General features: G+C 56.0%; 12 protein-coding genes. 7 read left to right on the top strand and 5 right to left on the bottom strand.

Features of this window, described 5'->3' with window-relative positions; all coding sequences use genetic code 11:
- Positions 1-70 precede the first annotated feature (70 nt).
- The 5 genes from ASF69_RS12465 to ASF69_RS12445 all read right to left on the bottom strand — a co-directional run bounded on the left by ASF69_RS12465 (position 71) and on the right by ASF69_RS12445 (position 4,663).
- A complete protein-coding gene (locus tag ASF69_RS12465) occupies positions 71-787 on the bottom strand; it encodes an ABC transporter ATP-binding protein (RefSeq protein WP_062587932.1) in 717 nt (238 codons plus the stop codon).
- Positions 768-1,532: an ABC transporter ATP-binding protein gene (locus ASF69_RS12460; RefSeq protein ID WP_062587930.1), complete on the bottom strand. Its 765-nt coding sequence runs from the start codon at positions 1,530-1,532 to the stop codon at positions 768-770. Before ASF69_RS12460 ends, ASF69_RS12465 begins: the two co-directional genes overlap by 20 nt.
- Positions 1,529-2,536, bottom strand: coding sequence for a branched-chain amino acid ABC transporter permease (locus tag ASF69_RS12455; RefSeq protein ID WP_062587928.1), 1,008 nt, complete (start codon positions 2,534-2,536; stop codon positions 1,529-1,531). Before ASF69_RS12455 ends, ASF69_RS12460 begins: the two co-directional genes overlap by 4 nt.
- Before the next feature lies 1 nt (position 2,537).
- The gene (locus tag ASF69_RS12450; RefSeq protein WP_062587926.1) at positions 2,538-3,401 is read right to left on the bottom strand and encodes a branched-chain amino acid ABC transporter permease; all 864 of its coding nucleotides are present in this window, start codon (positions 3,399-3,401) and stop codon (positions 2,538-2,540) included.
- 89 nt (positions 3,402-3,490) lie between these two features.
- Complete coding sequence (locus tag ASF69_RS12445) at positions 3,491-4,663, bottom strand: ABC transporter substrate-binding protein (protein ID WP_062587924.1); 1,173 nt, start codon at positions 4,661-4,663, stop codon at positions 3,491-3,493.
- A 359-nt stretch (positions 4,664-5,022) separates the two neighbouring features.
- Here ASF69_RS12445 and ASF69_RS12440 point away from each other — a divergent pair, with 359 nt between their 5' ends.
- The 7 genes from ASF69_RS12440 to ASF69_RS12410 all read left to right on the top strand — a co-directional run bounded on the left by ASF69_RS12440 (position 5,023) and on the right by ASF69_RS12410 (position 14,203).
- Positions 5,023-5,598, top strand: a complete 576-nt coding sequence (locus ASF69_RS12440) for a sigma-70 family RNA polymerase sigma factor (protein WP_244475463.1) — start codon at positions 5,023-5,025, stop codon at positions 5,596-5,598.
- Positions 5,599-5,673: 75 nt separating this feature from the next.
- Positions 5,674-6,621 (top strand): FecR family protein, encoded by a 948-nt coding sequence (locus tag ASF69_RS12435; protein ID WP_062587920.1) that lies wholly within the window; start codon positions 5,674-5,676, stop codon positions 6,619-6,621.
- A 110-nt stretch (positions 6,622-6,731) separates the two neighbouring features.
- The gene (locus ASF69_RS12430; RefSeq protein ID WP_062587919.1) at positions 6,732-9,116 is read left to right on the top strand and encodes a TonB-dependent siderophore receptor; all 2,385 of its coding nucleotides are present in this window, start codon (positions 6,732-6,734) and stop codon (positions 9,114-9,116) included.
- A complete protein-coding gene (locus tag ASF69_RS12425; RefSeq protein WP_062587917.1) occupies positions 9,116-10,372 on the top strand; it encodes an MFS transporter in 1,257 nt (418 codons plus the stop codon). Before ASF69_RS12430 ends, ASF69_RS12425 begins: the two co-directional genes overlap by 1 nt.
- 382 nt (positions 10,373-10,754) lie before the next feature.
- Positions 10,755-12,284 (top strand): ABC transporter substrate-binding protein, encoded by a 1,530-nt coding sequence (locus tag ASF69_RS12420; protein ID WP_062587915.1) that lies wholly within the window; start codon positions 10,755-10,757, stop codon positions 12,282-12,284.
- An 84-nt stretch (positions 12,285-12,368) separates the two neighbouring features.
- Positions 12,369-13,310 carry an ABC transporter permease gene (locus tag ASF69_RS12415; RefSeq protein WP_062587913.1) on the top strand — a complete coding sequence of 314 codons (942 nt, stop codon included), beginning with the start codon at positions 12,369-12,371 and terminating at the stop codon, positions 13,308-13,310.
- Between the two features lie 14 nt (positions 13,311-13,324).
- Positions 13,325-14,203 (top strand): ABC transporter permease, encoded by an 879-nt coding sequence (locus tag ASF69_RS12410; RefSeq protein WP_062587911.1) that lies wholly within the window; start codon positions 13,325-13,327, stop codon positions 14,201-14,203.
- Position 14,204: the final 1 nt, after the last annotated feature.

Here is a 14,204-nt window from a genome sequence, read left to right as displayed (position 1 = left end):
AAGCGCCTTATGGTGACGAAAATTCCTGAGCCTCAACCCATGTTTGGCAGCGCTGTTATGACCCACTCAGCTAGTGCAGTCCGCCAACGCCAAGCAGACGGTCGACAACGTCATGGTCGCTCGATAGGGCTTTCGGCGTGCCGCTCCAGGCAACGCGGCCGCGCTCGAGGATGATGACTTGATCGGCGAAGTCGAGTGCGCTTTGGATGCGCTGCTCAACGAGAAGAATTGTCATGTCACCTGTCTTTGCCAATTCTGTAAAGGCAATCATAAGCTCTTCGCAGATCACGGGAGCGAGCCCTTCAAGCGGTTCGTCGAGCAGAAGAACGGCCGGGCGGCCCAGAATGCTTCGCGCAGTTGAGAGCATTTGCTGCTCGCCGCCAGACAGTTGATTGCCGAAGTTGCGGCGGCGTTCCTTCAGTCTCGGAAACATCTGAAAGGCTTCTTCAATGGCGGTCCTGGGCCGGTTTTTCAGTCCAACCAACAGGTTCTCCTCCACAGTCAGTGTCGGAAAGATACACCGCGCCTGGGGAACATAGCCCAGTCCGGAATGTGCCCGTGCCGCACTCGCCAGGCCGGTCACATCGTTGGTGCCGATGCGGATGCTTCCATCGTAATGCCGGGTCTGCCCTGCCAGGGTGGCAAGCAAAGTCGTCTTGCCCACGCCGTTACGTCCAAGTACGGCCAGACGGCCGCCAGTTGCGACTGAAAATGAAACCTTGTCGAGAACCTGCGTTGGGCCATAACCGGCAGACAGGTTCTGCACCTCAAGCGGCATGGCTGGCATTGGCATAGCTCCCCAGATAGGCTTCGCGCACGCGCGGATCCTTGGTAACATCGACAGGCAGGCCATCGAAGATGATGGTGCCTGCCGCCAGCACGATAACCCGCTTTGCAAAGCGGAAGACGAGATCCATGTCGTGCTCGATCATCAGCACTGCGAGATCAGACGGGAGGTCGGCGAGCGCCTTTTCAATCCGGCCGGTGTCACTTTGCGGAACGCCTGCCGCAGGCTCATCGAGAAGCAGCACCTTTGGTTTGAGCGCCATAGCAACAGCAATTTCCAGAAGCCTTTGCTGCCCGTAGGCAATCTCGCTGACGCGGCGATGCATCAGTTCTTCCAATCCAAGCGTGGTCAGCATCTGCTCGACCTCGGTCATTATGTCTGGCATCGTCAGGAAATTGCCGAACATACTTCCCGACCTGCCTTGGCGTTGCAGAATGGCGAGGCCGACATGCTCAGCGGGTGTCATCTCCTGAAACAGGCGGGTGACCTGAAACGACCGTACGAGACCGCGCTTGACCCGTCCGGCTGCGTCAATGCGCGTAACCGTTTCGCCACCGATGCGAACATCGCCGGAATCAGGCGAAAGATTGCCAGTCACAAGGTTGACGAAGGTCGTCTTGCCCGCGCCGTTTGGGCCAATCAGGGCAACGCGATCACCGGGGTCCATGCTGATCGAGACGTCATTGGTGACGGCAAGGCCGCCAAAGGATTTCTTGAGATTGACGACTTCGAAGGCCGGGCTCATCGCGGTATCTCCCTGCGCTGTTTGGAGAAATTGGCCGCGGTACCGTAAAGGCCTCTCGGTGCAAACAGAACGACCGCAATGAGCAGAACGCCCACCATCGTCAGCCAGTGAAACGGGTTGGCGGCAGAAACATAATCTTCAAACAGCATGAAGATGACGGTGCCTGCGAGGGCGCCGAACAGTGATCCGGTGCCACCAAGTACCAACATGACGAGGCTTTCGGCAGACAGTGTAAATGAAAGGCTGTCCAGGCCGACGACCTGCGTGGAGATTGCGTTGAGTGCTCCGCCCACTCCTGCCACTGCGCCTGAAATGACATACATCTTTATCAAGGCCGCTTTCGGCGAGGCACCCATGGCTTTGATGCGAATGGGGTCTTCCTTGATCCCACGGCAGAGCATCCCGAATGGAGAGCGCACCAGAAAGCGCAACAGAATAAAGATGAGCACCAAGAGACAGACTCCGAAAACATAGGCCGTCTGGCCGTAGAGATCGAACTCGAAATAGCCGAACACGGGGTCTGCCGAAATGCCGCTCAGGCCGTCGCTGCCTCCTGTCCAGGATGAAGCCTTGTTGGCAAATTCATGAAAGAGATGGATGAGGGCAATGGACAGCACCAGTTGCGGCAGGCCGTGCGCCCGCAGGATGACGATGCCGCACACCAGTCCGGCAACGGCACCTCCAATTATTCCCACTAGCGCCATCAGTAAGGGGTCGGTTACACCGTAATGAGCAGATACGATACCGGCAGCGTAAGCGCCTGAGCCGAACAGCGCTGCGTGCCCCAGCGTCGCCACACCGCAGTAACCGGTCACTAGATCGAGTGACAGGACCAGCAGGGCAATGCCGATGATGCGGGTGAGCAAGGCGAGATTGTCTGGAAAGACGAAGTATCCGAGAATGGCAATCGCGATAATGACAGCAACCCCGGCGAAATCCTTGCTGACGGAGCGGTGAGGCGCGGCCAACGGCGCGTGGTGCTGTACTGATTGACTTGTGCTCATGCTAATTCTTCCTTCCAGCAAAACCGCGCGGGAATACGCAGATGAGCGCGATGACGGCGAGGTAGAAGAAAAATTCTCCAAACTCGGGCATGAGATAGCGTCCCGTCGTATCGATGCCACCCAGCACCAGACAGGCAATCAGTGCGCCGGGAATGGAGCCTGCGCCGCCGACTGAAACGACGACGAGAAAAGTGACCATATAGCGAAGCGCGTAATATGGCTCTACGGGCAGCAATTCAGCGCCGACGACGCCGCCAAATGCGGCAAGACCAACGGCGACTGCGAAGCTGAGTGCATAGATGATTTCAGTCCGCACGCCCAAGGCGGCCGCCATGGCGGCGTTATCGACAGAGGCACGCAGTTTTACGCCAAAGCCTGTTTTCTCGATGGTGAACCACAGGCATACCGCCACCACGATGCCCGAGGCGATCGCAAATAGCCGATGCATGGGAATAGTCCGAAACCCGAGGTCGGCAGAGCCTTGCAATTCGGCAGGCAGGGGGATGGTCTTGAGAGTGGGACCCATGGCGTAGTTGGCAATGCCGATGACACAGAAGGTGATGCCAATCGTCATCAGCACATGCGTCAGCTCGGGCGCTCCGTAGATACGGCGATAGAGAAATCGCTCTATCGGCAACGCGATGATGATGGTGCCCACGACAGCGGCCAACACGCCAACGCCGTAGCCAAGCCCCAGGTCACGCGTGGCGTAAGAGGCGATGTAGCCACCGATCATCGCAAATGCGCCATGTGCCAGGTTGACCACGCGCATCAGGCCCATGGTTACCGAAAGCCCGATCGAAATGACGAACAGCACCATGCCGTAGGCGAGGGCATCGACCGCGATGCTGAAGACAGTCTGCATGAGTTGAACCAATGCTTTAAAGATATTTAGATGGAGGAGCCGCCTGAATCCTGCCGTGCTTCAGGCGGTTGAGACGAGCAAATGCTCCGTTATTTTGCTGCTGCGAGACCCGGATCGCCCTGCTTCTCGAAAGTCTGAATTTCCTTGTTGTAGAACTTGCCAGCTGGATCTTTGGCAACCTCGCGCAGATAGATGTTCTGCGTGATGTGACGGCTTTCCGGATCGATGGAAACGGGTCCGCGTGGGCTTGTCCAGGACAGACCCTTCACAGCTTCGACTGCCTTCTCGGCATCCTGCTTGCCGCCCGTGGCTTCGATCATCTTGTAGATGACATGCATCCCATCATAGGCGCCCACTGCCGGAAAGGTCAGTTCAGCTGGGTTGCCGATTGCTTTGCTCGCAGCCTCTACAAAGGCCTTGTTTTCAGCCGATTCGTGCGAAACCGCGTAATGGAAGCTGGTCAGCATTCCCAGTGCGGCATCGCCAAGGGCTGGAAGGTCGGATTCCTGTGTCAGGTCGCCAGGTGCAAAGACCTGAATCCCTGCGTTCTTCAGGCCGTTTTCATTGTAGGCTTTCACAAAACCAAGTGTGGTTGGGCCCGATGGAAGAAAAGCGAAGACGCCCTGAGCGCCGGAATCCTTGATCCGTTGCATGATTGGGCTGAAATCATTCGTCGAAAGCGGCATACGGATCGCTTCGACAACTTCGCCGCCAGCTTTTTCGAAGCCCGCCTTAAAGGCATTTTCAGCATCGACGCCCGGGCCATAGTCGCTGACGACGGAAATGACTTTCTTTACCCCCCGGTCATAGGCCACCTTCGCGATGGGCGTTGACGTCTGCCATGTGGTAAACGAGGTGCGAACCACCAGCGGGCTTTTCGTAACGATGGCGGATGTCGCCGCATTCATGACGATGAGCGGCGTGTTGGCCTGTTTCAGGATAGGGGTGACGGCCATGGCGTCGGGCGTGAAATAGAAGCCTGCGAGATACTGGACCTTCTCCTTGACGACCAGTTCTTGCGCCAGCGCCTTGGATTGCGCCGGGTCGGCGGCCGGCAAGTCGCGATAGATGATCTCGATCGTGTCGCTGCCAACCTTGTTGCCATTGGCCGTCATGTAGGCGTCGATACCCGCCTTGAAATTCTTGCCCTGCAGGGCAAAAGGACCGGAGAATGGCCCGACGACACCAACCTTTATCGTATCGGCCTGAGCAACCGTGCCAAAAACGAGCGCGGCGGCAGCGGCCAAAAGCAGCTTCTTCATGTTTTTCTCTCCCTTTGTCGGCGGACTCCCTCGCCGGTCAGTAGCACGTAATGCTAATATGGCGAGTTTGTCACCGGGGGTGTCATTCTTAAAATGAAATAAACGCGCGGAGATATAACTTATTGGTTATATTTACGGGTGCTCGCTTCACCGCCTTTGGCTACCCTCATGAGATGGGGCTCTGGCAGAAGCGAGGCGGTTTAATAGGTTCAAACCATTTGGAAGATCGAGTGCGATTTGCGCACGTGCATTTTCGCCACAGCATCCCAGAATATCGACCCTCAGTCCAAACTGGCGTTGTTTTGATCTGGTGTTCACGCATTGCGTTCCGTTAACATGAGTTATGAAGTCATATTAAATTGGTTGTCGACCATCGCAGGAAAGCTGGGGCGGTTTATGAAGAAGCTGTTGGACGTTGTTCGTTTATGAGTACGGCATTATTGCACCTTTTAAGAACGCAGGAGAGTGACCGCCTGTTACGGTTCTTCCGAAGTCGCCTTAGAGATCGTGAAGATGCCGCAGACGCGATGCAGGAAACTGCGTTGCGCGCTTTACAGGTGTCCCAGACAACATCGATTGAAAATCCGAAGGCCTACCTGTTTCAGATCGCAAAATCGGTTGCGCGGCTGACGATCATCAAACAGGTGCGCGAACGGCCGCTACTGGTTTCGCTGGAAGCCGGGCTTGAGGTTGCCTGTGACAGCCCTAACCAGGAACAAATCGTCACGGGGCGACAGCATCTGGCCGTGATGGCACAGGAAATCAGTGCTCTGCCGAAGCGGTGCCAGGAAGTCTTCATCCTCAGTCGTATTCATGGCTTTCCCAATGGCGAGATCGCAGTGCGGCTCGGCATATCTCGAAACATGGTGGAGAAGCATATCATCAAAGCGTTGCTTCATTGCCGTGATGCCAGAGCGAAATTGAACAGCCGATAGAGCTACACGCCTCGCATGTTCTTCGCTCGACATATAGATATGCTGACTGGAATCAATTGAGAATGGCAAACATCCATGCGTGACCAACAAAGCGAGGCGAGAGACGATGGTCTGGCCGAACAGGCGGCGCTGTGGGTGGCGCGCATGCAATCGGCTGACGCATCGGCATCCGACCGTCAGGCATTCGAGGACTGGCTGGCGGCAAATCCAGCGCACAACGACGCCTATCAAGAAATGGCTGCGCTTTGGGGCGACTTGCGTAATGTCCCGCTGGCGCCTCGTCATCGGCGATCAGGGTCCAAACGCACTGCACTGACGATAATCTGCATACTGTGTCTGGGGGGCTTGTCCGTTTTCCTGTCTCAGCGAACGGGTTTGATCGACCGCCTTCATGCAGATTATTATACAGCGGTCGGAGAAACACGTGTGTTGACGCTGGAGGACGGAACTCAGGTCAGTCTGAACTCCGATACAGCTGTGGAAACACGATATTCCGAGCAAGAACGGCGTGTCGTTCTGCTGCGCGGTGAAGCGTTTTTCGATGTGGCGAAAAATCCGCAGCGCCCTTTCATTGTTGATAATAACGGTCTGACAGCCAAGGCTGTTGGAACTCAATATGCAGTGCGCTCCCGCAATGGAACGCTGCCACAAGAGGTTCAAGTCGAAGAAGGCGAAGTCCAGGTCGAAACGAGTTCAGGCATTACAAGACTCGGTGCCGGAGACGTGGTTACACTGGACGCTCATGGAGCGGCCATCGTCTCCCGGCAGGATGTGGCCACCAATACAGCCTGGCGCGAAGGAAAACTCGTTTTTTCTGGTCAGTCGCTTCGACAAGCGCTCAATATAGTGGCGCAATATCGTCACGGCCGGATTATCATTCTCGATGAGACCGCCGCTCGTTTGAGTGTTTCAGGCATTTTCGATCTTCGCGACACCGATCAGGCGCTTCGAATTCTGGAAACCAATCTCCCGGTCACAGTGACGAAGCTGACCAGCATGGTTGTGGTCGTCCGCTCACGATAATTTTTTTTGAAAAAGCACGTCAGGATGTCTGGGTCCTTTTCACTCTAGGTCTGCAGGAAGCAACGCGCGTTTGCGCGGTGCGTCAATGACCAGGCGTGAAGGGGTACTGAATGATTTCGTCAAAATACGTGCACATGAGAATGGGGCTGGCGACAACCACTGTGATTGGGCTGTCGATAGCAACTGCCGCAGGACCCACGATTGCGCGTGCTCAGACCGCAGCGGCTGCCCCTGCTGTCGCGACGTTATCCGTTCCTGCCGGTCCCCTCGAAAATGCTATTCTGACGCTGGGTCGCCAAGCCAATCTGCGCATGCTCTATCCTTCGGCAATTACCAAAGGAAAGACGACCGCCGGCGTTCGGGGACCGCTCAGCGTTTCAGCGGCAGTAACGCAGCTGCTCGCTGGCTCCGGTCTGAGTTTCACCATCACGGAGTCCAATACGGTCCGTATTTTCGATCCTGCTACCACGCAACAGGAAGCCAACGGAAATGGTGGCTCTACGGTCCTTGAGACAGTCGTTGTCCAGGGCTCCGGCAATGAGGGTGTAGCGGGTATCGTCGAGTCGAAAGGCTACGTTGCGAAATCCGGTCGGAGTGCTACGAAAACGAATATGAAAGTAGCTGAAACTGCACAATCGGTATCGGTTGTCAGCCGGAAACAACTGGATGACAGGCAACCACAGAACCTCAAGGAAGCAATCGATTACACCCCAGGCGCACGAAGCGGTGCCTACGGTACTGAGCCACGCTTTGACACATTCAAGCTACGCGGAATAGACCTGACATATACAGGTGTATTCCGAGATGGTCTGCGTCAGATCAGCAGCCCCAACGGTCTGTTCAGGCTTGAGCCCTACGGCATGGAAGCGGCAACAGTTTTGCGCGGCCCCGCAGCTTCGATCTATGGCGCAAGCAGTTCCGGCGGGATTGTCGACATCGTTTCGAAGCGGCCGACGGAAGAGCGAGTGCGGGAGGTTGAACTCCAGTACGGTTCCTACGGACGTGTCCAAGGCGCCTTCGATCTCTCCGGTCCAGTGACGGATGATGGATCTGTCCTTTATCGTCTGACAGGCGTTGCCCGCGATGCGCGTAATGAGGTGAAAGCCATCAAGGACGATCGCGTCATGATCGCTCCTGCTGTGACGTGGAAACCGGATGAAGGTACGAAGTTCACGGTGCTCGGCGAGTACATGGACTCAACCACGGGCGGAACGTGGGGTTACGTCAACACTTATAACAGCAACTATGTGTCGACTGGCGCAACGCCTGTTTACAGTGGAGATGCTCGTTTCAATGACTTCGACCAGAAGCAGTGGCGCATAGGCTACGAGCTCGAACACGAGATAAACGACACACTGACGCTACACCACAAGCTGCGCTATTCCGATCTTTCGACCAGGCAGGAGTGGGTGGACAGCAGTTATCCCGGCATTGTCTACGAAGACAATAAGGGGTTGGCGACGGACACTTATCTCGAAGCTGAGTTTCAAACTGGGGCCGCCCAACACAAATTGATCGGCGGCATTGATTACAGCTTCATGGAGTATACGTCGCGCCAGGGAGACGGACCGAACCGCTTTACTCCCACCTCCACCTACGTTCCCGCTATCAATTATGTCGAAACGCAAAAGCAGAGTTCGATTGGTCTTTATGTTCAGGACCAGATTGAACTTGATGCATGGCGGATCGGACTTGGCCTGCGGCATGATTGGCACGACAGCGACTATACCAGCGCTGGCACCGGCGGTTCCAGAAATGACAGCGTAACAACCGGACGGGCCTCGATTGGATATGTGACGTCCTGGAATGTCATGCCCTACATCAGTTATGGTACCTCCTACTTCGCCAATACGGGGGTGATCCTGGCGGGTACGCAAAGTCAGGCAAACCCAACTCGTGGCAAACAGTACGAGATCGGCGTCAAGTATGAGATACCAGATCAGAACATTCTTCTTTCCGCCGCCTATTTCGATATCAGGCAGAAGGACGCATCTCTCTATGACACCAACACCATGTCACTGCGTCAACTCGACCTTCACTCCCGCGGGATTGAATTTGAAGTCACGGCGTCACTCGACAATGGTTTGAGTTTTACCGGCGGCTACTCCTACAACGACGTTGAAATAACCAAGCAGACCCCGGCTACGGTCGGCAATCAGCTCAACTCTTCACCGTACCACATGTTCTCGCTCTGGGCAGATTACGAGGTCCAGAGTGGACCACTTGAAGGGCTGGGTGTTGGCGCCGGTGTCCGCTATGTCGGGTCCAGTTTTGGTGATGATGCCCATACAAGGGTCATCAACAATGGCGCGCGTACATTCGTAGACGCGGCCTTGCGCTATGATTTGGGCAAGCTGAACGACGCGATGGAAGGCGTCAAGCTGCAGGTCAATGCCACCAACTTGCTCGATGAAGTCAATCAAGTCTGCACGACTGGCTACTGCCTTTTTGATGAAGGTAGAAAACTCGTCGCCAGCGTCAAATACAACTTCTGATGACGACGCCAGATGCAAGAGGCGTACAGCCGTCGCCCGCAATCGTTTTCGCTGCGGTGGGTGGTCTTTATGTCGGGCAAAGCGTCATTGGCGGCTTCACCTTCCTCGGGCTTCCTGCCGTTTTAAGAACGGCAGGACTTCCGCTGGATCAGATCGGCCTGCTTTACCTGATCGTGCTGCCATGGGCGCTCAAATTTCTTTGGGCGCCGTTCATCGAGCGTTTCCGACTTCCCCGCGTTGGCAAAAACAGGTCAAGGCTTATCGTCGGCGCGGGAGTGGGAATCTGTGCATTCGGTCTTGTCATTCTTGCATTCGCCGGACCATCGCCAGTCAGCGTCGCCATTGCGATCCTGTTCTTTATCGCTGTCGTGACAGCAACTGTTGATATTGCGTGCGATGGCTACGCAGTTGAGACGTTGTCGAAAGAACAACATGGTTGGGCAAATGCGGCACAGGTCGGGGGTGCCTATCTAGGCTCCGCCATCGGGGCAGGATTGTTCCTTGTTCTTGTCGACCTTTACGGTTGGACGACCGCGACCCTGGTTATGGCGGGCGTTGTTGTCCTGCTCATGTTGCCTTTCATGTGCGGGCCATCGGCCATAGCCAGGGTAGAGACGCGTAACCAGACACCCTCCATGCGGCGCGCACTCAACCGACAAGAGATCAGAAATGGCCTTGTCATCGCGGCCCTCTATGTCGCAGCCCAAAAATGGGGGCTGGCAATGCTTGGTCCTTTCCTTATCGATTATGGGTTCAGTCTTGCATCGCTGGGACTTCTCAACGGTGCAGGAAGTATGATCGTCGGGTTTGCCGGAGCGCTCTTAGGCGGAATGTTGGTCCGCCTCTACGGGTCGAGACGCGTGCTTCTCTTATCGATCATTGCGCAGTCGCTTTTACTGTGCGCCTTTGCGCTCCTTGCCCTTCACCGCGAGACGGCACACTGGATTGTCATGACACTCGCCATCACCAGTTCTTCCGGAGTCATGTCTATCGGCTTTGTCGCCCTTTATGCATGCTTCATGGGCTGGTCGGATCCTCGCCAGGCAGGAGTGGACTTTACACTATTCCAATGCATGGACGGCATTGTCAGCATGGCGGGCGGGATAGGCGCAGGCACAATAGCCGAGCGCTTCGGTTACCAGACATCGTTCCTCATTGCCGCAGGCATCTCTGCCCTCGTCGCTCCGATTTTAACGCTACTTCTGAAGCGAAGTGATGCTTTAGCGAAAGCGGTGAAATACAATCAAACACAGTAGTTTTGACGCTTTTGTCTGCACGGGGGCAATCCTCAAAGTCAGCTAGGTCTACGGCTCAGAAATTTCGTTAGGGCGGCGCTCAGACGAGCAACTTCTGTTTCCGGCCCGCCTGATCGATCTGAAGCTGACGGATCAAGACATCGTTTTCCGCACCGATAAAAACCGCCTAGCGCCGCCTGTTTATGACCGCGCTTCAGCGGGCTCGTCTGCCCGTAAACCGGTGCCGCCTCAGCCCGGTGTGTCGCCGCTACTAAAATAAGCGTCCTCTCATAAAATGTGGACGGCCTGCGGGAACGTGATTGACAGTCCCGGACTTTCGGATATTCTTTTATTAAAGCCTATATAACATAATAATGGAACATCTAAAAACCGGGAGCTTCGCATGAGACTCAAGCTAGCATTTCTTGTTGCCACAGCACTTGTTGCCGCACCTTCTCTTCTCTCAGCCCAGGAAAAGGGCGGGATGATGAACGTCGCCACGATTGGCGAGCCGCCAACTCTTGATCCGATGGCTTCGACGGCCGATCTCGTCGGCATCGTGACCCAGCATATGTTTGAGACGCTTTACACGTTCGACAAGGAGTGGAAGGCGACGCCTTTGCTGGCCGACAGCCTGCCGGAAATCAGTGCGGATGGTAAAGTTTACACGATCAAGCTTCGGTCAGGTATCAAGTTCCACGATGGTTCGGACATGGCTTCGGACGATGTGGTTGCATCGTTGAATCGTTGGATAAAGGTCGCCTCACGCGGAAAGCAGGCTGCTTCCTTTATCGACAAGATCGAGGCTACCGATCCTTCGACTGTCACCATCTCCCTCAAACAGCCATATGCGCCGCTCGTTTCCCTGCTGGCCTTCAACAACTCGGCGGCAATCATTTTGCCTGCGGAAAAGCAGGAGGAGCCGATGAAGGAGTTTATCGGTACCGGGCCTTATATGCTCAAGGAGCGCAAGGCCGACCAGTACATCCAGCTCGTTCGGTTTGATGGTTACACATCGCGCTCCGGCGAGAGCAATGGCTATGGCGGCGCGCGTCACCAGTATCTCGACGAGATTCGCTTCGTTCCGGTGCCCGATGCCAATACGCGCGTCGAGGCCGCCGTTTCCGGGCAGTATGACTATATAGACAGCCTGCCGGTTGAATCCTTCGACAAAATCAAGTCGTCGACGGCGACGGAGCCTGTCGTGCTCAAGCCGTTCGGCTACCCCGTCTTCGTTTTTAATACGGCGGAAGGATTGGCCAAGGATGTGGCCATGCGTAAAGCGATCCGCCAGGCATTGAGCATGGAAGACATGATGGCGGCAGCCTTCGGCAGCACGGATTTCTATGCGCTTGACGGCGATATCTATCCGAAGAATTTCGTATGGAATACCGATGCCGGCGTTGAGGGTAGCTACAACCTTGCGGACCCTGAAGGTGCTGCAGAAGCGGCGAAAGCTGCAGGTTATAACGGCGAAAAGCCGATCCGTATCCTGACCAGCCGCCAGTATGAATTCCATTACAAGATGGCGCAGGTGGCCGCGGAATATCTGAAACTTGCCGGTTTCAAGGTGGATATGCAGGTCGTGGACTGGGCGACGTTGACGCAGCGCCGGGCCGACAAGGCGCTGTGGGACATCTACATTACCCACAGCCCGTTCCTTCCTGAGCCTGCACTCATCGGCTCTCTCGCTCCGACCTCTCCGGGTTGGTGGGATACGCCGTTGCGCAAACAGACGGTTGAAGCCTTCTCCGCCGAAGCTGATCCAGAGAAACGCCTGGCGCTATGGGCAGATGTCCAGAAAGCCATGTATGCCGAAATTCCCTACATGAAAATCGGTGATTTCAATGGCTTGACGGCCAAGGCGAAAAAGGTCGAGGGCGTTGATCCCGCTCCATGGCCCTATTTCTGGAATGCTTCGATCAAGAAGTAACGCCTCTCCGATCGGTCCGATGCCGCCAGTGGGCGGTGTCGGGCTCGAGAACGTTTTTCATCCGGAGCATGAAGAGAGAACTATATGATCCGCTATATTCTCCAGCGCCTTTTCGGCATGATCGTCGTGATGTTTCTCGTCGTGACCATCGTCTTCGTCATTGTGCGCGTTACACCTGGAGATCCGGCAGCGGTGATGCTGGGGCCGGATGCCTCAGCTCAGGATATCGCGGATCTGCGCAGTCGGCTCGGGCTCGACCAGACGTTGTTCGTGCAATACTTCATTTATATAGGGCAGATGCTGAAAGGTGATCTCGGCCAGTCAATCTTCCTGAACATGCCGGTGACCTCGGCCTTGATGGCCCGCGCCGAGCCGACATTCTTCCTCACGCTGTTCTCGCTTCTGATCGCCAGTGTCATTGCTTTGCCCATCGGCATCTACGCCGCCTATCGTCGTGGCTCGTTTATCGATCAAGCCGCGACAACAGTGGCAATGCTCGCCGCTAGCATCCCCAGCTTTTGGCTCGGCCTCATTCTCATGCAGACCTTTGCCGTGCGGCTGAACATCTTTCCCGTCTCCGGCTATGGTGGGCCGGATTCGAGTTTCTTGGAGCGAATGTATCATCTGACCTTGCCAGCCTTCGCGCTTGGCATGGTGTCCTCCGCCCTCATCCTGCGCTTCACGCGCGCCTCCATGCTGGACGTTTTGGGTGACGACTATATCCGCACTGCCCGCGCCAAGGGTCTGGTAGAAAGACGCGTCATTCTCAAGCACGCCTTGAAGAATGCGCTGATACCCATCCTCACCGTCATCGGCCTTACCGCCGCCGTGCTGATTTCAGGCGCTGTTGTTACCGAAACGGTCTTCGGCTTGCCCGGCGTCGGAAGCCTCGTCGTCTCGGCGGTTCTGCGACGGGATTATCCGGTCATTCAGGGCGCGCTGCTGGTCATCGCCGCGCTCTACGTCCTCATCAACTTCGCAATCGATATGCTTTACCTGGCGATCGATCCGCGTGTGCGTTACTAAAAGGAGCGCCACAGATGGTCGATATTTCCGCAAACACTGCAAAGCCTGAGGCAAGCGAAGGGTCGAAGTTTCTTCGGCGGTTCCTCAAGCGCAAGACTGTCGCGGTCGGGCTGCTCATCTTGGTCGTGTTTGTGCTGCTGGCCGCGCTTGCTCCGTGGATTGCGCCTTATTCGCCTTCCAAGTTGTCCATCGTCAACCGATTGAAGCCGCCGGGTGAAATGTTCTGGTTCGGCACCGATGAGTTCGGCCGGGATGTCTTCTCCCGCACCATCTACTCCGCCAGACTTTCCCTGTTGATCGGCGCGTCGGTGGTCGTCCTGTCGGCAGCCATCGGCGTGACACTCGGGCTTCTGGCCGGCTTCTTCCAGAAGCTCGATACGCCAATTGCCCGGCTGATCGACGCGATGATGGCGTTTCCGGACATTCTTCTGGCCATTGCGCTGGTGGCAGCACTCGGACCCTCGCTCACGACCGTCATCATTGCGCTGTCGATCGTCTATTCGCCACGCCTTGCCCGCATCGTGCGCGCTTCCACCTTGGTTATCCGCGAGCTTCCTTACGTGGAGGCGGCGCAGGCACTTGGCATCTCCACCTTCCACATCATGACACGGCATGTGCTGCGAAATCTGCTCTCGCCGATCCTGGTGCAGGCGACCTTCCTGTTCGCCAGCGCCATGCTGGCCGAAGCTGGCCTTTCCTTTCTCGGGCTCGGTGTCAGCCCTGAAATTCCAACCTGGGGAACCATGATCGCCAGCGGCCGTCAATATATCGGACAGGCCGACTGGATGACCTATTTCCCTGGCTTTGCCATCATTCTTTCCGTGCTGTCGCTGCAAATGGTCGGCGATGGCTTGCGGGACATGCTCGATCCAAGACTGCGAAGGGATTTGTAAT

It is taken from the genome of Rhizobium sp. Leaf311, assembly GCF_001423445.1.
Taxonomy (GTDB): domain Bacteria; phylum Pseudomonadota; class Alphaproteobacteria; order Rhizobiales; family Rhizobiaceae; genus Agrobacterium.
The sequence above is the reverse complement of the archived record's forward strand: the minus strand, read 5'-3'. Positions and strand labels throughout refer to the sequence as shown.